The following is a 20,635-nucleotide window of genomic DNA, read 5'->3' on the forward strand; positions in this document are numbered from 1 at the left end:
CTACCGTGACGCGGGCGCACCGGTCGCCCCGCTAGCCGCCGCACCGGTCGACACGGGCGCCGGTTTCGCGGCCGCGAGAGCGGCCGCCAGCTCGCCGGACAGCAGGTCGACCTGCCACTCGCGCGCCCCGCGCGAGCGCAGCAGCTCCGCCACGGACGCCTCGTCGATCGTGGTCGGTGGGCTCCAGCACAGCCGGCGCAGGGCGTCGGGCTGGAGAAGGTTCTCGACCGGGATGTGATGGTCGGTAGCCAGCTGCCCGACGACGGCGCGTGCCGCCTCCAGGCGGGCGGCGGCGAGCGGGTCCCGCTCGGCCCAGACCCGCGGGGACGGCGGGGCGTCGGTCCGCGGGGCGTTGAGCGGAGGCAGCTCGTTCGCGGGCAGCGCAAGCGCCCGGTCGATCGCCGACTGCCACAGGACCGCCCGGCGCTGGGTGCCCTTGCCCGAGAAGGCGGGCAGCGCAGTGAGGGCGGGGACCGAGCGCGGCATGGCCTGCGCCGCGGCGATGATCGCGCGGTCGGGGAGCACGCGGCCGGGGGCGACGTCGCGGCGTCGGGCATTCTCGTCGCGGGCGAGCCACAGTTCACGCACGACGGCGAGCTGGCGGGCCTGGCGCAGCGTGTGCGATCCAGACACCCGGCGCCACGGGTCCACCCGGGGCGCGGGCGGCGGAGCGAGGCGGGTGGCCTCGAACTCCTGGCGCGCCCACTCGGACTTGCCGGCGGCCTCGAGCCGGGCACCGATCTGCTCGCGCAGCTCGACGAGCACCTCGACGTCGAGGGCCGCGTAGCGCAGCCAGTCCTCAGGCAGGGGGCGGGTGGACCAGTCCACGGCCGAGTGCTCCTTCGCCAGCCCGAGGCCAAGGACTTCCGCGACGACCGCGGCGAGTCCCACCCGCTCCATGCCCAGGATCCGGGCAGCGACCTCGGTGTCGAAGACCGACGACGGGAGGAGGTTCTGCTCCCGCAGGCCCGGCAGGTCCTGGGAGGCCGCGTGCAGGACCCACTCGACGCCCTCGAGCGCCTCGCTCAGCGCGGAGAGGTCGGGCAGTGCGATCGGGTCGATGAGCGCCGTGCCGGCCCCCTGGCGTGCCAGCTGCACGAGGTAGGTGCTCTGGCCGTAGCGGTATCCCGAGGCACGTTCGGCGTCCACGGCCACGGGGCCGGTGCCCGCGGCGAAGGCCTTGACCGTGCGCGCGAGCGCTGCGGGGGTCGCCACGACCGGGGGGATGCCGCCGGCGGGGGTGGTCAGGGGCGTGACGACCGGGCCGGTCGGTACCTCAGGTGCGTCTGTGTTCGCGGCGGGCGCGGCGGGCGTTGCTTCGGTGAGTGCGGGTTCCTGGGTGGCCGGGCCGCCGGCCGGTGCTGGTGAGCTCATGGCTCCACGGTATTCCTCGTGACCGACGATCCTGGTCACGCCGTGCCGGAACGGGTGGACCGGGTGCGTCAGGCGGTATCCGTCAGCGGCGTCGGTGGATCGCGCTGACGCCGTCGGGCAGGCGCGGTACACCGGCCGCGGCTGCCAGCATCTGCTCCCAGGCGAGCAGGTGGTCGCCGAGGTCGGGGGTGCGGGGAGTCCAGGAGGCGCGGATCTCGAGCTCGACGCTGCCGGCTCGCTCGGCCATCACGCCGAAGGTCTGGCTGACCACGCGGGTCACCGTGCCGCCGAGCGCGTCGACGTCGCCGACGTGGTCGGCGAGGCTGTCGGTCATCCACGTCCACGCGACCTCGTTGAGCAGCGGGTCGACGCCCATGTCGGTGTCGACCTCGGCCCGCACGAGGGTGACCACCCGGAAGGTGCCCTGCCAGTCGGCCTGGCCGTCCGGGTCGTGCAGCACGATGAAGCGGCCGTCCGCGAGGTCGTCGTCGTCGGCTCCGGGTCGCAGGAGGCTGCCGGTGAGGGCTACGGCGTAGGGCGCGACCCGGGTGGGCCCGGGGACCTCGCGCAGCAGGAGGCCGGATCGGGTGGCCGCAGACCGCAACGATGCCAGGGCGCGCGCGAAGACCATGGGGATCTCGGCGTCGGCGGCGTTCATCACCCTCGCACTGTAGGTCCGGCGTCTGACAAAGGGTTCGAGGCACGCCCGTGGGCCTGGGAATGTCATCCACGTGAGATGGTCGGCGCCGCGGGAGCGGTCGCGGCTATTCTTGGACGGAACACGTTGAAGCGACGAAGGAGAAGTTTGATGTCTGCACGCGCACAGATCGGCGTCACCGGCCTTGCGGTCATGGGTCGCAACCTCGCGAGGAACTTCGCTCGACACGGGTACACCGTCGCCGTGCACAACCGCTCCTACGCCAAGACGGCGTCGCTCATCGCAGACCACGGCTCCGACGGCGACTTCATCCCGTCCGAGTCCATGGCGGACTTCGTCGCCTCCCTCGCCCAGCCGCGCAAGGTTGTCATCATGGTCAAGGCCGGCGGCCCGACCGACGCCGTGATCGCCGAGCTCGTCCCGCTGCTGGACGCCGGTGACATCGTCATCGACGCCGGCAACGCGCACTTCCCCGACACCATCCGCCGCGAGGCCGAGCTCAAGGAGCACGGCCTGCACTTCGTGGGGACTGGCGTCTCCGGCGGCGAGGAGGGCGCGCTCAACGGCCCCTCGATCATGCCCGGCGGCTCCAAGGAGTCCTACGAGTGGCTCGGCCCGATCCTCGAGGACATCTCGGCCAAGGTCGACGGAGTCCCGTGCTGCACCTACATCGGCTCCGACGGCGCCGGTCACTTCGTCAAGATGGTCCACAACGGCATCGAGTACGCCGACATGCAGCTCATCGCCGAGGCCTACGACCTGCTCAAGCAGGGTCTGGGCGCCTCGGCCAAGGAGATCGGTGAGATCTTCGCCGAGTGGAACAAGGGCGACCTCGAGTCCTTCCTGATCGAGATCACCGCAGACGTGCTCCAGCACGTCGACGCCGAGACCGGCAAGCCCTTCGTCGACATCATCCTCGACCGCGCCGAGCAGAAGGGCACCGGCCGCTGGACGGTCCAGAACGCCCTCGACCTGGGCGTGCCGATCACCGGCATCGCCGAGGCCACCTTCGCCCGCGCGCTGTCCGGCTCCGTCCCCCAGCGCACGGCGGCCGCCGGCGTGCTCGTGGCCGACGCCGGCACGTGGGACGTGACCGACCGCGCGGCCTTCATCGAGGACGTCCGCCTCGCGCTGTACTCCTCCAAGGTCGTCGCGTACTCCCAGGGCTTCGACCAGATCGCCGCGGCGTCGGTCGAGTTCGGCTGGAACATCGACCGCGGCGCGATGGCGCGGATCTGGCGGGGTGGCTGCATCATCCGGGCCCGCTTCCTCAACCGCATCACCGAGGCCTACGAGCGTGACGAGAACCTCGCGCTGCTGCTCGCGGACCCGTACTTCACCCAGAAGATCGGCGAGGGCGTCTCCTCCTGGCGCCGGGTCGTCTCCCTCGCCGCGCTCAACGGGGTCCCCACCCCGGCGTTCGGCTCCTCGCTGTCCTACTACGACGGCGTGCGCGCCGAGCGTCTGCCGGCCAACCTCATCCAGGCCCAGCGTGACTTCTTCGGGGCGCACACGTACAACCGCGTCGACAAGGCCGGGGTCTTCCACACCGAGTGGTCCCGCGACCGCAGCGAGACGCAAGAGTCCTGAATGACTGAGTTCCTCCCTGTCGGTGTCGGGGGCGACATCGGCGTGTACGCGCTCCTGCGGGCGTTCCACGAGCAGTACGGAACGCCCGCGGTGGCGCTGTCCAGCGTCGCTACTCGGGCGATGACGGACTCGACGTTCGTGACGAACGTCGTGGTCCCCGGGATCGACGACGCCGACGTGCTCGTGGCGGCCCTGGAGGACCTGGCCGCGGCGCACGCGGGTGTGCGGCTGGTCCTGCTGACCAACGCCGACTGGTACGTGCGGGCGATCATCGAGAACCGCGAGCGGCTCGAGAAGCACTACCTCGTGCCGTTCTGCTCCCTCGACGTCCTTGACGTCGTCTCGAGCAAGGAGTCCTTCGCGGCTGTCTGCGACCGTCTGGACATCCCGACGCCGCGCACCGTCCCGGTCGACGTCGCGGACCTCGTGGCGCGCGGCGGCCGGGCGCGCGTCGCCGAGCTCGAGGTCGATCTGGAGTTCCCGGTCGTGGCCAAGCCGTCCTCGAGCGCGGAGTACCACTACGTCTCCTTCCCCGGCAAACGCAAGATCCACCACGTGGACTCCCGCGCGGAGCTCGACGAGCTGCTGGGCCACCTGGTCGACGCCGGCTATCCCGGCACGTTCCTCGTCCAGGAGCTCATCCCCGGCGACGAGACGCAGATGCGGTCGCTGACCGCCTACCGCGACTCCCACGGGGACATCACCCTGCTCGCGACGGGCCGGGTGCTCCTGGAGGAGCACACCCCCGGCACGCTCGGGATTCCGGCGGCCATCCTCACCGAGCAGTACGAGGACGCCATGGAAGCGGCGAGCCGGTTCCTGCACGAGGTCGGCTACCTAGGCTTCGCCAACTTCGACTACAAGTGGGACCCGCGCACCGGGCGCCACGTGTACTTCGAGATGAACCCGCGGATCGGTCGCAACAACTACTACGTCACCGCGGCCGGGGCCAACCCGGCCCGGGTGCTCGTGGAAGACCTCGTGCACGGCAACCGGATCGAGCCCGTGCGGGCCTCGGCCGAGGTGCTCTACACGGTCGTCCCGGTGCGGTTGCTCATGCGCTACATCCTCGAACCGGGGCTGCGCGCGCGTCTGCGTGCGGTCGTGCGCCGCGGTGGCGTGGTGCACCCGTTGAAGTACTCCCGTGACGGCGGGCTGCGTCGTCGGGCCACGGTGTGGGCGATGACGGCGAACTTCTACCGCAAGTACAAGCAGTTCTACCCGCGTCCCACGGACACGGGGTACTGAACCGCCACGGCGCCGACAACAACGGCCGGCCCCTCCTGCGGGAGGGGCCGGCCGTCGCTGTTTCGCTGACCGGTCTGGCTCAGCCGAGCTCAGAAGTCCCGGAGTACAGGTGCAGGACCGGCACGTGCAGCTCGTCGCGGGCGCGGGAGGCCCAGTCCCGGTGGAAGGTGTCCTCGACCAGGTGCGGGTAGCTCACGACGACGACCTCGAGGATGTCCTCGGCCGCGATGGCGGTGTGCAGGGCGGGCAGCGGGTCCTCGTCGATGATCTGGCCCGAAGCGGAAGCCCCGGCGGCCGCGAGCGCGGTGATGCTCCCGGCGAGCTGGTCGCCCGCCTCCGCCTTGGCCTCGTTCGTGGACGGCTTGCCCTCGGTCGCGTCCTCCCAGGCCTCCTTGAACTGGCCGGAGCCGAGGTGCTCGAAGATCGCGCCGAGCAGGCTCCGGTCGGTGTCGGCCGGGACGAGGACGCGGTAGCGCACGTCGTCGTCACGGTGCAGCGCGACGATCTTCTCCGCGTCTGCGGAGAGGAGGGTGTCTTCGGTCAGCACAAGAATGGTGTCGGTCACGCCAACACCCTACTGCGGCCCCTCGTCGGCGACGACCCACCGCGCGAGCAGCACACCGTCGCTGACCAGCAGGTGGCCCAGCCTGGCCGCGGCCGGTGGGCGCAGGTACGACGTCGAGTGCACGATCCGGGTGGCCGGTCCACCGACCACCTGGGGGCTCGTGGTCACGCACAGCTCGTCGACGACCCCCGCGGCCACCAGGTCGCCGAGCAGCGTCGGTCCGCCCTCGCAGAGCACCCGCGGCAGGGACCGGCGGGCCAGCTCGGCCAGCCCGGCTCGCAGGTCCACGTCGCCGATCCCGGCGACGACGACCCGCTCGGTCGGGAATCGGCCCTCGAGCGCCTGGGCGCCCTCGGCGGTCGTCAGCACGAGGCACGACGACGCGGCCTCGGGCGTGAAGAAGGCGTCCGGCAGGTGCCCCGACCGGGTGACCACGGCGGTCGTCAGCCCGGGCGCGAGCCCCGCCGCGGAGCGCGTGGCGGCCAGCTCAGGGGGCACCTCGACGGGGGTGTACCCCTCGGTGCGGACCGTCCCGGCGCCCACCATCACGACGTCGGCCATGGCGCGCATGGCGCAGAAGGCGCGGAAGTCCGCGGAGTTGTTGATCGACCCCGAGCGGCCCGTCGCGCCCCACGCGGCGCCGTCGATCGTCGTGACCATGTTGGCGCGCAGCCAGGTGCGACCGGCGGTCGGGAGCGGGTGGGTGTAGAGCGCGGACAGCTCGCGTTCGGCCGGGTCGGGTGCGAGCCGGGTGCCCGGTCCAGCCCCGGGCCCGGTCGCCACGAGGACCGACAGGTGCGGCCCGTCGTCGCTCATACGGAGGTCCCGGCGGACAGCACCGCGAGGCGGTCGCGCACCTGGCGCTGGATCCGGCCCTGGAGCGAGGCCATGCCGCCCAAGCGCAGCGGGCTGATCAGCGCACCGAGCCCGAGCCGCGCAGGCAGGTCGGAGGGGATGGCGATGACCTCCTCGGCGGACAGCCCGGCGAGCCCCTCGCTCAGCACCCCCGCGAAGCCTCGCGTGGTGGGCGCCTCCGCGGGGGCGCTGATGAAGATCGTGGTCGGATGCGGGGCCGGCGCGGCAACCTCGGTCGCCACGTACACGGGGGACTGGCACTCGATGACCTGCTCCATGCGCGAGAGGTCGCTCGCGTAGGGCTCGGGGAGGTCGGGAACCTCGGCGCCCATCTCGACGAGCATCTCGAGGCGCTGGGCCGGGGCGAGGGCCCCGAACTCCTCGATCAGCGCGGCGAGGGCCGAGGGGAGGGCGGGGGTACCGGACGAGGGCGTAGTGGTGATCGACACAGTTCCAGCGTAGGCCGTCGCCGGTAGACTGGAGACTCGTGACTGCCGCTACGACGCACCTGACCCAGGTCCGTCCCCATGTCCCGACCGAACGACTCCTGGCTGACCTCGTGCCCCCGCGGCACTTCGCCGGAGCCTCCTTCGCCTCCTACCGGGCCAACCCCCGCTACCCGAGCCAGCAGACGACCGTCCTGCGCCTCGCCGAGGTCACCGAGCTGCTGAACGGCGGCTCGGGCGGCTGGCTGCGACGGTTGCGGGCGGCCGCCCCGAAGAAGGCCGTGGCGGTGTACCTGGACGGCGGATTCGGCGTCGGCAAGACGCACCTGCTGGCCTCCCTCGCGCACGCTGTCGGGCCCGACGCCGCGTACTACGGGACCTTCGTGGAGTACACGAACCTCGTCGGCGCGCTCGGCTTCGCCAAGACCGTCGAGGCCCTTGCTACCAAGCGCCTCGTCTGCATCGACGAGTTCGAGCTCGACGACCCGGGCGACACGGTCCTCATGTCGCGGCTGCTCCGCGAGCTCGCCGACCGCGGTGTGGCGCTCGCCGCGACGTCGAACACGCTGCCCGACTCCCTCGGCGAGGGACGCTTCGCCGCGGAGGACTTCCTCCGCGAGATCCAGGCACTGGCCGCCCGCTTCGAGATCATGCGCGTGGACGGCGAGGACTACCGCCAGCGCGACATCGTCATCGAGTCGCTCGGCCTGCCCGACGACGCCGTGTCCGGCGCGGTCGCCGGGCGCGGCGGGGCGATGATCGACGACTTCGACGAGCTGCTCGGCTACCTCGCCCGGGTGCACCCCAGCAAGTACGGCGCCCTGCTCGACCGTGTCACGCTGCTCGGCCTGACCGGCGTGCACCCGGTCACCGACCAGTCGACCGGGCTGCGCCTCGTGGTGCTCATCGACCGCCTCTACGACCGCGACGTCCCGGTCCTGCTCGGCGGGTCCGGGCTGAGCGACCTGTTCAGCGAGCAGATGCTCACCGGTGGCTACCGCAAGAAGTATTTCCGGGCGCTCTCACGCCTGGGGTCCCTCGCGCAGGACGGCCGGACGCTCGTGGATCAGGCAGCCTGATTCAGGCCTTCTCGAGGCGCGCCTTCTCGGCCTTGACGTCGAAGCTCGGCGGCGGCCAGCCGAGGTCAAGATCGGTCAGAGCGTCGAGCAGGAGCTGGGACACGGCCAGCCGGGCGAACCACTTGCGGTCCGCCGGGACGACGTGCCAGGGCGCGGTGTCGGTGCTCGTGCGATCGAGGACCGCCTGGTAGGCCTCGCGGTAGGCGGGCCACTTCGCCCGCTCGTCGATGTCGCTCGGGTTGTACTTCCAGAACTTGTCTTTCCGGGTGAGGCGTTCGCGCAGGCGCGCCTTCTGCTCCTGCGCGGAGACGACGAGTGCGACCTTGACGATCCGGGTGCCCGCGGCGGCGACCTTGGCCTCGAAGGCATTGATCTCCTCGTACCTCTTGCCCCACACCTCGGGCGGCACCAGCTCGTTGACTCTCGCCACGAGCACGTCCTCGTAGTGGGAGCGGTCGAACACCCCGATGTAGCCGGGGCGGGGGAGGGCGTTCCTGATCCGCCAGAGGTAGTTGTGCTTGCGTTCGGCGTCGGTGGGAACCCCGAAGGACCGGTGCATCACGCCCTGGGGGTCCACCTGACCGATCACGTGCCGGACGATCCCGCCCTTGCCGGAGGTGTCCATGCCCTGCAGCACGAGCAGCACGGACCGGGTGCCTCCCGACCGGCCGTCCGCGAAGAGCTTCTCCTGGAGCTCCGACAGCGCGGCCCCGTTCGCGGCCAGCTGGGCCTCGGCGGCGGCGCGGTCGCCCGTCCACCCTGGGGTCGAGGCGCACTCGAGCCCGGCGAGCGGCTGGGGGCGCAGCGCCAGATCAGCCGGCTCCGCCCAGCCGCGGGCGGCCTTGGGCTTCTTCGACTTCGAGGACTTCGACGACTTCGAGGACTGTGAAGACTTGGACTTGGACATCGTGCCTCCGGACGGGCGCCTCGTCTGCGGTGACGGGGCGTAAGGGTGCTCTGGCCTGCGGTGGGTGCGTCTTTGCGATGCTAGCCGACCACGGCGACGCCGCGACCGGGCACGATGAGCGTGCTTCCCGCGAGCTTGACCTGCCCCCAGGCAGCAAGGACCCCGACACCGCTTCTGCCACCGCTGGTCAGGGCCATGTGTCGCGGCGTCGGACTCAGGTTCACCGCGACGGTGACCGATCCGCGCCCCACGAGCAGCAGGCCTTCCCCGGGCGCGGGGAGTGCCTCGACGTGCACGGCGCTGCGGTCTCCGGAGGCGAGGTCGGGCACCGTGCGGCGCAGCTCGATGAGCCTGCGGTGCCAGGAGACCAGGGCCGCGCGGCGCGGATCCTGCGGCTCGGACCAGTTGAGCACGCTGCGCTCGAAGGTCCCGCGGTCCTGGGGGTCCGGGACGGTGCCGGTGTCCCACCCGTGACCGGCGAACTCCTCCCGCCGGCCGCGGGTGACCGTCCGGGCGAGATCGGGGTCTGGGAAGTCGGTGAAGTACAGCCACGGGGTGCTCGCGCCCCACTCCTCGCCCATGAAGAGCATGGGGGTGCACGCCGAGGTCAGCACGAGCGCCGCCGAGATCGCCACGAGGTCGAGGTCGCGCCCACCCTCACGGGAGCCGGGCCGGTCCCCGAGCGCGCGGTTGCCGACCTGGTCGTGGTCGCAGGAGAACACCACGAAGCGGTGGCCGTCCATCTCGTCCGGGACAGGCCGCCCCCACGGCCGCCCACGGAAGGTGGACCAGCCGCCGTCGTGCACAAAGACGTCGGTGAGCGCGCGGGCGAGGACGGCGGGGGACCCGAAGTCGGCGTAGTAGCCCTGGCGCTCGCCGGTGAGGAGCGCGTGGACGGCGTGGTGGACGTCGTCGGCCCACTGTGCGGTCATGCCCAGGCCGCCCGCGGCGACGGGGGTGACCGTGGCCGGGTCGTTCGCGTCCGACTCGGCGATCAGGCCGAGCGGGCGGCCCAGCTCGACGGCCAGGGCGGCGACCGTCTCGGAGAGCTCGGCGAGCACGTGCACGGGGGAGTCGTCGACGATCTCGTGCACGGCGTCCAGGCGCAGGGCGTCGACGTGGAAGTCCCGCAGCCACCGCACGGCGTTGTCGATCACCCACCGGCGCACCTCGCCGCTGCCGGCGCCGTCGACGTTGATGCCCTGGCCCCAGGGCGTGGGGTGATCATCGGTGAAGTACGGGCCGAAGGTCTGGACGTAGCTGCCGCTGGGACCGAGGTGGTTGTAGACGACGTCGAGCGCGACCGCGAGACCCAGGGCATGCGCGGCGTCGACGAAGCGGGCGAGCGCGTCCGGCCCGCCATAGGGCTCATGGACCGCGAAGGGGTGGACCCCGTCGTAGCCCCAGCCGTGGTGGCCGTCGAAGGCCGCGACGGGCATGAGCTCGACCATGTCGACGCCGAGGTCGCGCAGGTGCCCCAGACGCTCGATCGCGGCGTCGAGGGTCCCGGCGGAGGTGAACGTCCCCACGTGCAGCTCGTAGAGGACCGCGCCGGGCACGGCTCGGCCGGCCCAGGCGTGGTCGGTCCACACGTAGGCGCCCGTGTCGACGAGCTGGCTGGGCCCGTGCACGCCGTCGGGCTGACGGGCGCTGCGTGGGTCGGGGCGGGGAGGCCCGCCGTCGACGCTGAAGCCATAGCGGCCGGCGTCGTCGGCCAGGTCGGCCGGTTGCGGCGGCGACCACCAGCCCGGTCGCGATGCGTCAGGGACCATCGGCACCCACGCGTCCGAGGCGGAGAAGACCGCCGCGGTGGGGATCACGAGGGCGACCGTGCGCGCGCCCGGCGCCCACACCGAAGGGCTCGCCGGTGAGGTCATGAGTCTTCGCGGACCATGAGCGCAACCGGGAGCGCATCGAGCAGCTCGGCGACCGGCTGCTCCCCGCCGGCCACTGCACGCCCGGTGAGCACGTCCAGCCAGCGCCCCTCGGGCAGCACGAGCGTGTGCTCGCCCCACCCGCCCAGTCGCTGCAGCCGGACCGCCCCGCGGGTCGCGACGGTGACCGCCGTGGCCTCGCCACGCTCGGTCCGGGCGAAGGCGAGCGCGGCGCCCGACGACGCGGCCAGCGGACGATACCCGGCCTCGGGCCCCAGGAACGCGCCCGGATCGCCGCGCCGGACCCGGAGCGCCCGCGACGTCACCCACAGCTTCTCGTCGGCGAGGTCACGCGGCCGGGCGCCGTCGTCGAGCCGGTCCAGGCGCCTGCCCAGCGCCCCGGCGTCGATGCTCTGCCGGTTGTCCGGGTCGACCAGGGTCGGTGCGAAGGTCTCGCTGCCCTGGTACACGTCGGCCACCCCTGGCATGGTCAGCCGCACGAGCTTGGTGCCCAGGACCGCCGCGCGCACGGCCGGCGCGGTGCGCCGGGCCCACGCCTCGTACAGGGCCAGGCTCTGCGGGTCCTTGAGAACCCAGCCGGCGAGGGCGAGCACGGCCTCCTCGTAGGAGTCGTCCGGGTGCGTCCAGGACGTGCGGGTCTTGGCCTCGCGGGTCGCCTTGCGCAGGTACTGCTCGAGGCGGTCGAAGTTGATCGGTGAACCCACCCCGTCCGGACCACCGGCCGGCGACCAGGTGCCCGCGATCGTCTGCCACAGCAGGTTCTCGGTGCGCCCGTCCACGAGCGCGCTGCGGGAGCGGGCCGACCGAGCGCGTAGCTCCCCGACCAGCTCGGCCCACTCCTCGGCCATCTCGGAGAGCACACCGAGGGCCGCGCGGGTGTCCTCGCTGCGCTTGGTGTCGTGGGTGGACCCGGTGGTCAGGGCCGCGGGAGAGTGCGCGACGAGGTGGGCGGCGAAGGCGTGGAAGTCGTCCTGGGAGAGCGCGAACCGGCTCGGCTCGCCGCCTACCTCGCACAGGGATGTCAGGTGAGTCCAGCGGTAGAAGGCGGTGTCCTCGACGCCCTTGGCCATGACCGCCCCGCAGACCTGCTGGAACCGGACGACGAGCTCGTCGCGGCGGGCCTCGCGTCGGCGCCCGGCGCTGCCGACCTCCCGGCCCAGCAGCAGCTCCACGAGCACGTCGAGGGTCTGGGCGCGCTCGGTGTCCAGGTGCGTGCGGGCGGCCGCGGCCGCGGTGCCCATCGCCAGCAGGGCCTCGCGGGAGGTCACCTCCCCGGGGACCACGTACGCCCGGTACCGGTCGAAGCACACGAGCAGCACGGTCAGGCACTCGTGCAAGGCCCGCCAGGTGTGGTCGCGCAGGCGCAGGTCCTCGCGGCAGATCTCCGCCGCGAGGTCGGTCAGGCGGTGCACCTCGGCGTAGAGCGGACCGGAGATCACCTCGCGTTTGGACACGTCGATCAGCGCGGGCAGGCTGTCGCCCTCGTCGCCGGTCACGCGGTGCATGAGGCTCGCCAGCCGGGCCTCCCCGGCCGGCTCCATGAACGTGGACTGCACCCGCCACAGCCCCTCGTACCCCGTGGTGCCCATCGTCACCCAGTCCCGGGGCACCTCTTCCTCACCGGCGAGGATCTTCTCGACGACGACCCATGCCCCGCCCGAGCGCTCGCTCAGCCGGGCCAGATACCCGGCCGGGTCTGCCAGGCCGTCCGGGTGGTCGATCCGCAGGCCGTCGATCACCCCGGCCTCGAGCAGCTCGAGGATGAGGGCATGGGTCTGGTCGAAGACAACGGGGTCCTCGACCCGGACCGCCACGAGCGTGCCGACGTCGAAGAACCGACGGTAGTTGAGCTCCTCGTCACCGACCCGCCAGTGCGCGAGGCGGTAGTGCTGGCGATCGACGAGCTCGATGAGCGGCAGCGACTCGGTGCCCTCCCGGAGGGGGAACACATGCTCGTGATAGCGCAGCACCTGGGTCTCGCCGACGCCGGGCACGTCGATAATGTCCAGGGTCAGCTCGCCCACGGCGAGCACGTCGCCGATCCGGGCGCCGAGGACCGGCATGAGGATCGCCCCATCCCCGGTCGCGAAGTCGATGTCGAACCACGAGGCGTAGGGGGACTCGGGGCCGAGGGTCAGGACCGACCACAGGGCCGCGTTGTGCCAGGCGGGCGTGGGCAAGGCCATGTGGTTCGGGACGATGTCCAGGACGAGGCCCAGCCCGCTCGCCCGGGCGCTCGCGGCCAGGCGGTCCAGCCCGGCTCGCCCGCCTAAGACCTCGCTCACCGTCGAGTGGTCGACGACGTCGTAGCCGTGGGTGGACCCCGGGGCCGCGGTGAGCACGGGGGACAGGTACAGGTGCGTCGCGCCGAGCGTGACGTAGTAGTCCAGCCTGGCGCGGACGTCGTCGAACGTCAGGTCCGCGCCGAGCTGGAGCCGATAGGTGGACAGCGGAGTGGGCCGTCCGGGCGCGGGGAAGCGGCGGTCGCCCGCCCGTTCGGACTCGTGCTCCATGTCGCTCCTTTTCTAGCTCTCCAGCGGTGCCCGGGTGAGCAGCACCATGCTCCTCGCCTCGACCATCCGCGTCGCGCCGGCCATGATCGTCTGCGAGGCGACCGTGGGCAGCTCGACCCGGCTCGTGGCCGGCACCACGGGCGCGACGTCCTCGGGTGGGTGCGCGGTGTCGAAGACGACGGCCCACTCTGCCCCGAATGCCGTGCCTGGCACCGTGAAGTCGAGCTGGTCGTCGTGGGCGTTGAAGAACAGCAGGAAGCTGTCGTCGACGATGCGCTCGCCGCGTTGGTCCGGCTCGTCGATCGCCTCGCCGTTGAGGAACATCGCGACCGAGCGTGCGTAGCCCTCCTCCCACTCCTCGTCGCGCATGTGCTCCCCGTCCACATTGAGCCAGGCGATGTCCCCGAGCTCGTCGTCGGACCAGTCGTGGTCACCGGCGAAGAAGCGCCGACGCCGCAGCACCGGGTGGCGCAGGCGCAGCTGGACGAGCTGCTGGGTGAACCGCAGCAGGTCCTCGTCGGCTTGGTCGAGGTCCCAGTCCATCCAGGCCAGCTCGTTGTCCTGGCAGTAGACGTTGTTGTTGCCCTGCTGGGTCCGTCCGATCTCGTCGCCGTGGGCGATCATCGGCACGCCCTGGGACAGCAGGAGCGTCGCGAGGTAGTTGCGCTGGGCCTGGCGGCGCAGCCGGGTGATGACCGGGTCGTCCGTGGGACCCTCCACGCCGCAGTTCCACGACCGGTTGTCGCTCTCGCCGTCGTTGTTGCCCTCGCCGTTGGCCTCGTTGTGCTTGTCGTTGTAGGAGACGAGGTCGGCGAGGGTGAAACCGTCGTGGGCGATGACAAAGTTGATCGAGGAGATCGGCTTGCGCCCGGTGTGCTCGTAGAGGTCCGAGGATCCGGTGATCCGGCTCGCGAACTCCGCGAGAGTCGAGGGCACGCCCCGCCAGAAGTCGCGGACTGTGTCGCGGTACTTCCCGTTCCACTCGCTCCACAGGGACGGGAACCCTCCCACCTGGTAGCCGCCGTCGCCCAGGTCCCACGGCTCGGCGATGAGCTTGACCTGGCTGACGACCGGGTCCTGGTGGACGAGGTCGAAGAAGGCGGAGAGCCGGTCCACCTCGTGGAACTGGCGGGCCAGGGTCGAGGCGAGGTCGAAGCGGAAGCCGTCGACGTGCATCTCGGTCACCCAGTACCGCAGCGAGTCCATGATGAGCTGGAGCACGTGTGGGTGGCGCATGAGCAGGGAGTTGCCGGTGCCGGTCGTGTCGAAGTAGTGCTCGGGGGCGTCGTCGACCAGGCGGTAGTAGGCGGCGTTGTCGATGCCCCGGAAGCTCAGCGTCGGGCCGAGGTGGTTGCCCTCGGCGGTGTGGTTGTAGACGACGTCCAGGATGACCTCGATGTCGGCGTCGTGCAAGGCCTTGACGAGCGCCTTGAACTCCTGAACCTGCTGGCCGTCGCTCCCGGAGGAGGAGTAGCGGTTGTGCGGGGCGAAGAAGCCGATCGTGTTGTAGCCCCAGTAGTTGCTCAGACCCTTGGCCACGAGGGTCGAGTCGTTGACGAACTGGTGCACCGGCATGAGCTCGACGGCCGTGACGCCGAGCTCGGTCAGGTGCGCGATCACGGCCGGGTGGGCCATGCCCGCGTACGTCCCGCGCAGCTCCTCCGGGATTCCGGGGTGCAGCTTGGTCATCCCCCGCACGTGCGCCTCGTAGATCACGCTCTCGTGATACTCGTGGTTCGGCGGCCGGTCATGGCCCCAGTCGAAGAACGGGTTGATCACGACGGACTTCATGGTGTGCGCCGCGGAGTCGTCGTCGTTGCGGACGTCGGGGGAGCCAAAGGTGTAGGAGAACAGGCTCTGGTCCCCGTCGACGTCCCCGGAGATCGCCTTGGCATAGGGGTCGAGCAGCAGCTTGGCGGGGTTGCAGCGCTGCCCCAGGGCGGGGTCATAGGGCCCGTGCACCCGGAATCCGTAGAGCTGGCCCGGCTGCACAGACGGGAGGTAGGCGTGCCAGACGAAGGAGTCCACCTCGGTCAGCTCGACCCGGGTCTCCACGCCATCGGCGTCGAAGAGGCACAGCTCGATGCGCTCGGCCACCTCGGAGAAGATGGCGAAGTTCGTGCCGCTCCCAGAGAAGGTCGCACCCAGCGGATAAGGATGTCCAGGCCACGTCTGCATGAAGACAGACTGCACCACGAACGTGTCGGAGTCTCGTGTTGTGCGTGACGACTTTCCCCATCCCGGGTCAAAACGCCGAGATCTCGGGGGAAAGTCATGGGATCGACACGAGCCCCCGGTATCCTGGTCCCTCGTGACCCCCACCCCACCCCCGACCTCCGTGCGCGCCGCCCTGCGCAGCCCCCGCGCGCTGCGCACCGAGGTCCTCGGCGGTCTTGTGGTCGCCCTCGCTCTCATCCCCGAGGCGCTCGCCTTCTCCGTCATCGCCGGCGTGGACCCGCGCGTGGGGATCTTCGCGGCCTTCACCATGGCGGTGTCGATCGCCTTCCTGGGCGGCCGGCCGGCCATGATCTCGGCCGCGACCGGTGCCGTGGCCCTCGTCATCGCCCCGCTCATGGCCTCCCACGGTCTTGACTACCTCGTGGCCTGCGTCATCCTCGCCGGGCTGATCCAGGTGGCGCTCGCGGTCTGCGGCGTGGCCAGACTGCTGCGGTTCATCCCGCGCTCGGTCATGGTCGGATTTGTCAACGGTCTCTCGATCCTCGTCCTGCTCGCCCAGCTGCCCGAGCTCACCCACGTGCCGTGGGCGGTCTACCCCCTGGTAGCGGCAGGTGTGGCGATCATCGTGATGCTGCCCCGGCTCACAACGCTCGTGCCCGGTCCGCTCGTGGCCATCGTCCTGGTGACCGCGGCCGTCGTCGCCTCTGGGATCACGGTGCCCACGGTGGGCGACAAGGGCGCCCTGCCCGACTCCCTGCCCACGCTCTTCCTGCCCGACGTCCCGCTCACCCTCGACACCCTGCGGGTCATCGCGCCCTACGCGCTGGCGATGGCCGTCGTCGGGCTGCTGGAGTCCCTGCTCACCGCGAAGCTGGTCGACGACGTCACGGACACCGGGTCGAACAAGACCCGTGAGGCATGGGGCCAGGGCGCCGCGAACATCATCACCGGGTTCTTCGGCGGCATGGGTGGCTGCGCGATGATCGGCCAGACGATGGTCAACGTGAAGATTGCCGGCGCGCGCACCCGCCTGTCGACCTTCCTCGCGGGGGTGTTCCTGCTTGTGCTCGTCGTCGGGCTCGGTGACCTGGTCGGGCTCATCCCGATGGCCGCGCTCGTCGCCGTCATGATGATGGTGTGCGTGGCGACCTTCGACTGGCACTCGATCCGGCCCTCCACGCTGCGCCGGATGCCCAAGAGCGAGACGACCGTCATGGCCGTCACGGTCGCCCTCGTGGTCGTCACGCACAACCTCGCGATCGGCGTGGTGGCCGGGGTGCTCACGGCGGCGGTGCTCTTCGCCCGCCGCGTCGCGCATGTCGTGGAGGTGAGTCGCACCCTGTCCGACGACGGCGCGTCGGTGCGCTACGAGGTCGTGGGGGAGCTGTTCTTCGCCTCGAGCAACGACCTGTTCAGCCAGTTCGACTACGCCCACGACCCCACGACCGTGGTCATCGACCTGGCCGCGGCGCATGTGTGGGACGCCTCGAGCGTGGCGGCCCTGGACTCGATCGAGACGAAGTACACCCGCCACGGGTGCACCACGTCGATCGTGGGATTCAACCCCGAGAGCGCACGGATCCACTCGCGCCTGGCCGGTCACCTCGGGGCGGGCTGACCGGGCTCGTCTCGCGCGGGCTGCGCTCGCCCTCTGGCGCAAGCGCCGAGAGTTTGGTGTCATGGGGCATGACGTCCAACACGCCGCAGCCCGATGCATCGACCCGTCGCCGTGGTGCGACCCCGGTCCCGACCGTGCCCGACGCGCGCTATCACGACGCCGACCAGCCTGGGATGGGTGACGTCCTCTCGGGCGGCGACGCGAGCCGCGCCCCGAAGTCCTTGCGTGAGCCCGAGCGTCGACCCAAGGGCGACGCGATCCTCGCCGGGCACGACTGGGACGCACCGGAGGAGATCTAGAACCCACCGCGCCCTCTCGATCGATGAAGTTGTCTCCCCGCCCGATCCTTGTGGACCGGGTGGGGAGACAATGGAGACATCACATCGACGAAGAAGGTGAGAACCATGCAGACGGTGGAGCACGAGAGTTTCGACGCCCCCAGCGAGGTTCGGGAGTTCCCGCACGGGCGGGGGGAGATCCTCAGGGTGGGCGACTCTGTGATCTCACGGCTCGTCCTGCAGCCGGGCTGGCGCTGGTCCCAGGACATCAAACCGATCGCCGGCACGGATAGCTGTCAGGCGCCGCACTTCCAGTACCACGTGTCCGGGACGATCGCGATCAAGATGGACTCCGGGGCCGAGTTCGTCGCAGGTCCGGGTGATGTGACGAGCCTGCCCGAGGGGCATGACGCCTGGGTGGTCGGAGACGAGCCGGTCGTCGTCGTGGACTGGTACGGCGCGGCGAACTGGGCAGCGGCTACCGCCTAGGTCCACCTACCGCCTGTGCCTTGGGCTTCAGGCCTGGTAGCTGTCGGGTGTGTTGACGTGCCAGCCGTTGTTGTAGGTCATGGCGATGTTCTCGCCGTCGACGCGGTGGTGGTGGTGCCTGCAGAGCAGTGCCCCGTTGGAGGGCGTGGTCTCTCCGCCGTCGGCCCAGTGGCGGATGGCGTGGTGGATCTCGCAGACGTTCGGTGGCGCGTCACACCCCTCCCAGACGCAGTGCCGGTCGCGGGCGACGATGGCGCGGCGATGTTCCTTCGTGAACGTGCGTTTCGTGCGGGAGATGTTGAGGATCTGGGAGTCGGGTCCGAAGATGATCCGGGTGATCTCCCCGTCGCAGGCGATGCGTCTCAGGACCGCGTCGGGGATGGGGCCGGTGCCGTCCTCCCAGGTCGCGTACCCGGCGCGCAGGCGCGCTTCGAGGGTCTGCGGGGTCCACGTCGGGGTGACCACAGGACCCGCGATCCATGCCCGACTCCTGGACCTGGTCCTCGGGCGCACCGGGAAGGTGTTCGGGGACTGGCTGACCGGCCGCGGTAAGGCGTTCTGCGCCGGGGTGAAGGTGGTCACCTTGGACCCGTTCCGCGGCACCGTCTCCCCGCAGGCCCCTGATGGCACCGGGCTGCTGCTAGTTCATCCGATATCGCCGCGCTATCGTGTTGGTATGGGTGTGACACACATCAGTGAGACGCTGCGGCGGCGGCGACAAGACGCCGGGCTGTCTCAGCGGGACCTCGCGCTGCGCTCCGGAGTGCCGCAACCGAACATCGCCGCCTACGAGAGCGGTCGGCGTGCCCCGGCGGCTGCGACCCTCGAGCGCCTCGACGGGGTGCTGAACATTCCGACATTCGAGCGTCTTCGTGTCGCTAGGGAGTTGATCATCCGCGCGGCAGAGGGCCGGCGGCTCAGTGACGTCCGGGTGTTTGGATCGGTCGCAAGGGGCGACGCCGGTGCTGGCTCGGACGTCGACCTGCTCGTTCACCCCGGCCCAGAGGCATCGGTATTCGACCTGGCTGGGTTCATGGCTGAGGTTGAGGAGCTGCTCGGGATCCGCGTCGACGTGGTCTCCGACCGCGGCCACGGCCCCGTGATGGACCGCATCCGTGAGGCGGCCGTGGCGCTGTGACAGGAGACCTCGATCGCACGCCGACGATCCTTGCGAGCATTGCAAGGTTTGCCGTCACCGCTCGGCGCGTCGTCGACCGCGGCCACGACCGATTCATCGACCCGGACGACGACGATCAACGCCGCATCGCCAGGTCTCTCCTCGTCGATCTGTCGGCTGCGGCCGACAGGCTCCCCGAGCTCTTTCGGCAGGCGCACCCCGAGGTCGACTGGCGCGGCATCCGAGCCGTTCGCAACTTCATCGCACACGACTACGACGGCACCGACGAGGAGATTCTGTGGCAGGCGATCTCCGTGCAGTTCCCGGCGATCGTCGTTGCGATCCTGCCAGGCTAGGAGTGAGGGCACCCGGTTCCCGCGTCGCGTCGCGTCGCGCACCGTGTGCAGCTCTCGGCGCATCCCGCCACGTTCCATTGGGTGCCAGGACGCTGCGTTGTCGGCGAAACAGTGGGCCGGCACACGGCGCAGGCCGAGGTCCTCGAAGCAGATCCGGAAAGCTCAGGATGTGCTCGACGCCATCTGGGACTGCCTACTCCCGGGCATCAATCACCCGGGAACCATGCTCGACGACGACGCCCTCGCCCACCGGCTGCGGAGCCTGTCCATCCCGCTGGCGCCGCGCTCGGCCGGCCCGCAGGGCACCGTCACCACGACACTTGACGCCTCCGCTGAGGACTCGGCCCTGCCCGACCGCATGCCAGTGACCGTCGAGCCGGCTGACCGCGGGTGGGTCATACGGTTCGGGTCGCTCTTCGAGGTCGACGTCGGCCACACGAGGTGGCAGGAAAGCGTCGCTCTTGTCCGCCCGGTGCGCTAGCGGCGCCTGGCAGGGCAACACCTTCGTCACGGATCACCAGCCCGCACCAGTCCGGCTCACAGTTGACGCCGACGTAGGGACGGCGCTTGCGGCGGGGACCACCGTGCCCCTCACCCGCTCGGACCTCATGGTGCACCTGCGGTCGCCGCTGATGACGCGCCCCGACGTCGCTTAGACGTCAGCGACGAGGGCTGGCGATCTCCTGCAATGCACGGACATGGGCGTCGAAGGCGGCCTGCCCGTCGCGGGTGAGGGACAGCCACATGACTCTCCGTGCGTCGCCACGGCCGGCCGATGCAGTCTTGCGGGACGAGACGTAGCCGGCAACGGTCAGGGTCTTGACGTGCTTGGACAACGTGGCATCTGAGACCTCCAGGGTGTCTCGTAGTACGGCGAAGTCGAGGGAGTCGACCTGGCGGAGCAGCCCGCAGATGCGCAGTCTCAAGGGTGCATGGATGGTCTCGTCGAAACGCGCGTCATTCACGGCGCAGATTCTCCGCCGCGGATTGATAGGCGACGCCAGCCAACCACGTTGTGATCCCGAAGGCAGCCAAAGTGGTCAGCACGACCGCCCAACGCATGCTGAGTGACACCAGGCCCAGGGAGACGCTGAAGAGTATGAGGCACGCAGCAAGGATGCCGATCATTGCCCAGATGGCACGGGCGCCCATGGTGCGGAAGCAAATGCCGGTCTCATGTTGCACGAGATGTGCGACAACAAGGGCGCCGAGCACGGCGAGCCAGGCGGTTGAGGACGGTTCGTAGTTCGCCCCCGGATCGGCGGTTGCTGCCGCGCCGACCACCCACGCACTCAGGGCGCCGAATGCTGCCAGCAACGCCCATGGCGCTTGGACGTGCTCCGCCAGGCGCTCCCGGTCCGCCGACAAGATGTTCAGCGCATCCGAGGCTTCGTCACGATCAGCTTGACCTAGGTTACTTTCCACATTGGAAATGTCTATAGATGTGTTTCCAACTCGGCAAGTCATCA

At 70.6% G+C, this 20,635-nt stretch carries 21 protein-coding genes; 9 read left to right on the top strand and 12 right to left on the bottom strand.

Annotated elements, in window-relative coordinates; all coding sequences use genetic code 11:
• Together BLQ50_RS12010 and BLQ50_RS12015 are read right to left on the bottom strand one after the other, a co-directional pair.
• A complete protein-coding gene (locus BLQ50_RS12010) occupies nucleotides 1-1,374 on the bottom strand; it encodes a ribonuclease D (RefSeq protein ID WP_093184346.1) in 1,374 nt (457 codons plus the stop codon).
• Nucleotides 1,375-1,456: 82 nt separating this feature from the next.
• Nucleotides 1,457-2,032, bottom strand: coding sequence for a DUF3000 domain-containing protein (locus tag BLQ50_RS12015; RefSeq protein ID WP_093183983.1), 576 nt, complete (start codon nucleotides 2,030-2,032; stop codon nucleotides 1,457-1,459).
• Between the two features lie 150 nt (nucleotides 2,033-2,182).
• On the opposite strand from BLQ50_RS12015, the gene gndA reads away from it, so the two are divergent.
• Nucleotides 2,183-3,622, top strand: coding sequence for an NADP-dependent phosphogluconate dehydrogenase (gene gndA / locus BLQ50_RS12020; protein WP_093183984.1), 1,440 nt, complete (start codon nucleotides 2,183-2,185; stop codon nucleotides 3,620-3,622).
• Nucleotides 3,623-4,870 carry a carboxylate--amine ligase gene (locus BLQ50_RS12025; protein WP_093183986.1) on the top strand — a complete coding sequence of 416 codons (1,248 nt, stop codon included), beginning with the start codon at nucleotides 3,623-3,625 and terminating at the stop codon, nucleotides 4,868-4,870. It begins immediately after the preceding gene.
• 79 nt (nucleotides 4,871-4,949) lie between these two features.
• Here the strand turns inward: BLQ50_RS12025 and BLQ50_RS12030 are convergent, their stop codons facing one another.
• From BLQ50_RS12030 to BLQ50_RS12040, 3 genes are read right to left on the bottom strand one after another with little or no spacing between them, the layout of a single operon-like run.
• A complete protein-coding gene (locus tag BLQ50_RS12030) occupies nucleotides 4,950-5,435 on the bottom strand; it encodes a hypothetical protein (RefSeq protein ID WP_093183987.1) in 486 nt (161 codons plus the stop codon).
• A gap of 9 nt (nucleotides 5,436-5,444) precedes the next feature.
• Complete coding sequence (locus BLQ50_RS12035; RefSeq protein WP_093183989.1) at nucleotides 5,445-6,251, bottom strand: dihydrofolate reductase family protein; 807 nt, start codon at nucleotides 6,249-6,251, stop codon at nucleotides 5,445-5,447.
• A complete protein-coding gene (locus tag BLQ50_RS12040) occupies nucleotides 6,248-6,739 on the bottom strand; it encodes a SufE family protein (RefSeq protein ID WP_245701163.1) in 492 nt (163 codons plus the stop codon). Before BLQ50_RS12040 ends, BLQ50_RS12035 begins: the two co-directional genes overlap by 4 nt.
• 38 nt (nucleotides 6,740-6,777) lie before the next feature.
• Between BLQ50_RS12040 and zapE the strand changes: the two genes are divergently transcribed.
• Nucleotides 6,778-7,815, top strand: a complete 1,038-nt coding sequence (gene zapE / locus BLQ50_RS12045; protein ID WP_093183990.1) for a cell division protein ZapE — start codon at nucleotides 6,778-6,780, stop codon at nucleotides 7,813-7,815.
• Between the two features lies 1 nt (nucleotide 7,816).
• On the opposite strand, the gene BLQ50_RS12050 is transcribed toward zapE, so the two are convergent.
• From BLQ50_RS12050 to glgX, 4 genes are all read right to left on the bottom strand, one after another.
• Nucleotides 7,817-8,722 carry a PPK2 family polyphosphate kinase gene (locus tag BLQ50_RS12050; protein ID WP_093183992.1) on the bottom strand — a complete coding sequence of 302 codons (906 nt, stop codon included), beginning with the start codon at nucleotides 8,720-8,722 and terminating at the stop codon, nucleotides 7,817-7,819.
• Nucleotides 8,723-8,802: 80 nt separating this feature from the next.
• Nucleotides 8,803-10,599 carry a malto-oligosyltrehalose trehalohydrolase gene (gene treZ / locus BLQ50_RS12055; protein WP_093183993.1) on the bottom strand — a complete coding sequence of 599 codons (1,797 nt, stop codon included), beginning with the start codon at nucleotides 10,597-10,599 and terminating at the stop codon, nucleotides 8,803-8,805.
• Nucleotides 10,596-13,130, bottom strand: a complete 2,535-nt coding sequence (treY, locus tag BLQ50_RS12060) for a malto-oligosyltrehalose synthase (protein WP_093183994.1) — start codon at nucleotides 13,128-13,130, stop codon at nucleotides 10,596-10,598. Before treY ends, treZ begins: the two co-directional genes overlap by 4 nt.
• A gap of 12 nt (nucleotides 13,131-13,142) precedes the next feature.
• Nucleotides 13,143-15,308 (bottom strand): glycogen debranching protein GlgX, encoded by a 2,166-nt coding sequence (gene glgX, locus BLQ50_RS12065; protein ID WP_093183995.1) that lies wholly within the window; start codon nucleotides 15,306-15,308, stop codon nucleotides 13,143-13,145.
• 133 nt (nucleotides 15,309-15,441) lie between these two features.
• Between glgX and BLQ50_RS12070 the strand changes: the two genes are divergently transcribed.
• From BLQ50_RS12070 to BLQ50_RS12080, 3 genes are all read left to right on the top strand, one after another.
• Nucleotides 15,442-16,926 carry a SulP family inorganic anion transporter gene (locus tag BLQ50_RS12070; RefSeq protein WP_245701165.1) on the top strand — a complete coding sequence of 495 codons (1,485 nt, stop codon included), beginning with the start codon at nucleotides 15,442-15,444 and terminating at the stop codon, nucleotides 16,924-16,926.
• 68 nt (nucleotides 16,927-16,994) lie between these two features.
• Entirely contained in the window at nucleotides 16,995-17,225 is a 231-nt protein-coding gene (locus BLQ50_RS12075; protein ID WP_093183998.1) for a hypothetical protein, read from the top strand.
• Nucleotides 17,226-17,339: 114 nt separating this feature from the next.
• The gene (locus BLQ50_RS12080) at nucleotides 17,340-17,693 is read left to right on the top strand and encodes a cupin domain-containing protein (protein WP_217629164.1); all 354 of its coding nucleotides are present in this window, start codon (nucleotides 17,340-17,342) and stop codon (nucleotides 17,691-17,693) included.
• 27 nt (nucleotides 17,694-17,720) lie between these two features.
• Here BLQ50_RS12080 and BLQ50_RS12085 read toward each other — a convergent pair whose 3' ends face one another.
• Nucleotides 17,721-18,158, bottom strand: a complete 438-nt coding sequence (locus BLQ50_RS12085) for an HNH endonuclease (protein ID WP_175559114.1) — start codon at nucleotides 18,156-18,158, stop codon at nucleotides 17,721-17,723.
• A 118-nt stretch (nucleotides 18,159-18,276) separates the two neighbouring features.
• On the opposite strand from BLQ50_RS12085, the gene BLQ50_RS12090 reads away from it, so the two are divergent.
• From BLQ50_RS12090 to BLQ50_RS12105, 3 genes are all read left to right on the top strand, one after another.
• Nucleotides 18,277-18,831 (top strand): XRE family transcriptional regulator, encoded by a 555-nt coding sequence (locus BLQ50_RS12090; protein WP_245701167.1) that lies wholly within the window; start codon nucleotides 18,277-18,279, stop codon nucleotides 18,829-18,831.
• The gene (locus BLQ50_RS12095) at nucleotides 18,828-19,166 is read left to right on the top strand and encodes a HepT-like ribonuclease domain-containing protein (protein ID WP_093184003.1); all 339 of its coding nucleotides are present in this window, start codon (nucleotides 18,828-18,830) and stop codon (nucleotides 19,164-19,166) included. The genes BLQ50_RS12090 and BLQ50_RS12095 overlap by 4 nt, the downstream gene beginning before the upstream one ends.
• Nucleotides 19,167-19,335: 169 nt before the next feature.
• Nucleotides 19,336-19,647 (top strand): hypothetical protein, encoded by a 312-nt coding sequence (locus BLQ50_RS12105; RefSeq protein WP_093184005.1) that lies wholly within the window; start codon nucleotides 19,336-19,338, stop codon nucleotides 19,645-19,647.
• 178 nt (nucleotides 19,648-19,825) lie between these two features.
• Here the strand turns inward: BLQ50_RS12105 and BLQ50_RS12115 are convergent, their stop codons facing one another.
• Nucleotides 19,826-20,131: a transcriptional regulator gene (locus tag BLQ50_RS12115; protein WP_093184008.1), complete on the bottom strand. Its 306-nt coding sequence runs from the start codon at nucleotides 20,129-20,131 to the stop codon at nucleotides 19,826-19,828.
• Nucleotides 20,124-20,591 carry a hypothetical protein gene (locus BLQ50_RS12120; protein WP_093184009.1) on the bottom strand — a complete coding sequence of 156 codons (468 nt, stop codon included), beginning with the start codon at nucleotides 20,589-20,591 and terminating at the stop codon, nucleotides 20,124-20,126. The genes BLQ50_RS12115 and BLQ50_RS12120 overlap by 8 nt, the downstream gene beginning before the upstream one ends.
• Nucleotides 20,592-20,635 lie beyond the last annotated feature (44 nt).

The organism is Sanguibacter gelidistatuariae (assembly GCF_900096585.1).
Classification (GTDB): domain Bacteria; phylum Actinomycetota; class Actinomycetes; order Actinomycetales; family Cellulomonadaceae; genus Sanguibacter; species Sanguibacter gelidistatuariae.

Bases quoted from the DNA above. Each gene is read 5' to 3' on its own strand.
- BLQ50_RS12035 (WP_093183989.1), bottom strand. From the start codon at position 6,251: ATGAGCGACGACGGGCCGCACCTGTCGGTCCTCGTGGCGACCGGGCCC.
- BLQ50_RS12075 (WP_093183998.1), top strand. From the start codon at position 16,995: ATGACGTCCAACACGCCGCAGCCCGATGCATCGACCCGTCGCCGTGGT.
- BLQ50_RS12010 (WP_093184346.1), bottom strand. From the start codon at position 1,374: ATGAGCTCACCAGCACCGGCCGGCGGCCCGGCCACCCAGGAACCCGCA.
- BLQ50_RS12025 (WP_093183986.1), top strand. From the start codon at position 3,623: ATGACTGAGTTCCTCCCTGTCGGTGTCGGGGGCGACATCGGCGTGTAC.
- BLQ50_RS12050 (WP_093183992.1), bottom strand. From the start codon at position 8,722: ATGTCCAAGTCCAAGTCTTCACAGTCCTCGAAGTCGTCGAAGTCCTCG.
- treY (WP_093183994.1), bottom strand. From the start codon at position 13,130: ATGGAGCACGAGTCCGAACGGGCGGGCGACCGCCGCTTCCCCGCGCCC.
- gndA (WP_093183984.1), top strand. From the start codon at position 2,183: ATGTCTGCACGCGCACAGATCGGCGTCACCGGCCTTGCGGTCATGGGT.
- BLQ50_RS12015 (WP_093183983.1), bottom strand. From the start codon at position 2,032: ATGAACGCCGCCGACGCCGAGATCCCCATGGTCTTCGCGCGCGCCCTG.
- treZ (WP_093183993.1), bottom strand. From the start codon at position 10,599: ATGACCTCACCGGCGAGCCCTTCGGTGTGGGCGCCGGGCGCGCGCACG.
- glgX (WP_093183995.1), bottom strand. From the start codon at position 15,308: ATGCAGACGTGGCCTGGACATCCTTATCCGCTGGGTGCGACCTTCTCT.